The sequence below is a fragment of the Romboutsia sp. genome (assembly GCF_035470145.1).
Lineage (GTDB): Bacteria > Bacillota > Clostridia > Peptostreptococcales > Peptostreptococcaceae > Romboutsia_D.
Genome location: NZ_DATIRC010000288.1, coordinates 1 through 1,642, shown reverse-complemented (window position 1 = coordinate 1,642; position 1,642 = coordinate 1). Strand labels below are relative to the sequence as shown.

2 protein-coding genes and 1 pseudogene are annotated in these 1,642 nt (G+C 26.4%); 1 reads left to right on the top strand and 2 read right to left on the bottom strand.

All coding sequences use genetic code 11. The annotated features are described in order from the left end of the window. Window positions 1-86: 86 nt before the first annotated feature. A complete protein-coding gene (locus VLM92_RS11820; RefSeq protein ID WP_331681756.1) occupies window positions 87-530 on the top strand; it encodes a hypothetical protein in 444 nt (147 codons plus the stop codon). Between the two features lie 422 nt (window positions 531-952). On the opposite strand, the gene VLM92_RS11815 is transcribed toward VLM92_RS11820, so the two are convergent. Both VLM92_RS11815 and VLM92_RS11810 read right to left on the bottom strand, forming a co-directional pair. Beyond that, window positions 953-1,459, bottom strand: a complete 507-nt coding sequence (locus VLM92_RS11815; RefSeq protein ID WP_325276535.1) for a GNAT family N-acetyltransferase — start codon at window positions 1,457-1,459, stop codon at window positions 953-955. Then, window positions 1,460-1,642: pseudogene (locus VLM92_RS11810) on the bottom strand (MarR family transcriptional regulator); the annotation flags it as partial.

Sequence of the window (1,642 nt, the reverse complement as noted above, 5' to 3'; positions counted from 1 at the left end):
CATAAACTGTATAAAATAAGAATGGAGGAGTAAAAGTGAAAAGCTTTAAATTTTTTCATGGTCAAATTACCAAGATAGATGATTTTTTGATAGATGGAAGTAAAGAAGAAGAAGAAGGATGTTATAAATTAATGTCTGTAGTAAATAGATATGGATCTATAGTAAATTTTTTGGTAACACCAGATACTTACTTTGTAGACCATGTAATGGTAGCTGTAGGAGATAAGGTAACTGGATTTTATGATGCAAATGCAGCTGTTCCTCTTATTTTACCACCACAATTTCAAGCAATTGTTATGGCAAGAGATAATCAATATAAAAATGTAAAAGTAGACTATTTTGATAGCGAGTTGGTTAGTAGTGATGGAAATTTAAAATTAATCATTACACCCTCTACTCAAGTAGTCTTAGAAAATTATCAACCCTTTACTAAAACCCCTGAAAACCGAAATCTAATTGTTGTCTATGGAGCTAGCACAAAGAGTATTCCAGCCCAAACTGTACCATATAAAGTTATCGTTATATGTTAAATATTTTTATAAAAAAAAAGACTGTTTCCATTACAGTCTTTATAAAAGGGATATTGGTAATTAAAATACTATTTTTGGGGGTAGTTTTTTAATCCATTTAAATTTAAGGGTAAGAGGAGCTATAATCAATACTCCTCTTATAGTTAATTATGTCCAAACTATAATGTCTGATATATTGTGTCCGTCCTAATGTCTATTTTCGAATGTTTTGTCTAATCTTGTTGTCTATGTATACAATATACTATTTTTTCACATATAAGTCTATATTATAAATAAAATTTTATATAAAAATTGCATTTTATGATATTTTACTTTGATTAAAAATTTATCAACGAATTACTTTAAATTAAATTTTAAATTTATTTTAAAACCACGTTAGATTAAATTGTTGATATTAATTTTATTTATACTTTAGCAGTATCCTATTTGTTTTCACTTAATATTTTTTCATAGCAATAGAATGGTTTACCTTTTCCTAAGAAGTTCATTTCTCCCACAAACTCGTAGTTAAATTTTTTAAATAATGAATTCATTTTTGTATTTATAGAATAAGTATGTGTTTTTAGGTATTTAACTTCATTTTTAATTGCTAGTTCTTCAGCAAAATTCATTAATTTACTTCCTATTCCACTATTTCTAAATTTAGAATTAACAGCCATTCTATGAACTACCATGCATTTTTCATTAGATGACCATTCTAAATCACTATATTCTATTGGTTCTATGTAGTTAACACATATAAACCCTTTTATATTTCCATCCTCAACTTCTATATATAAGTCACCTTGTTCTATATCTTTTTCAAAATCTTTTCCTTGTGGGTAATTTTCATCCCACTGAGTATTATTATAAGATTTCATCTCTTCTACTGTTGTATTTATAATGTCCATTATTTCTTTTACATCACTTGATTTTGCCTTAGTTATCATTTACTTACCTCCTCTGTTTTTTATTTTTATCCAATCTTCCTCTACATTCTTACTCATTTTTTCAATCAATGCTATAGATATTTCTTTTTCCTCTTCGCTAAAATCCTTAAAACATACTTCTATATTTCTATTTTCCTCCTCAATTATAAGGTCATATATTTTTAAAGCTTTATCATTTGGCAT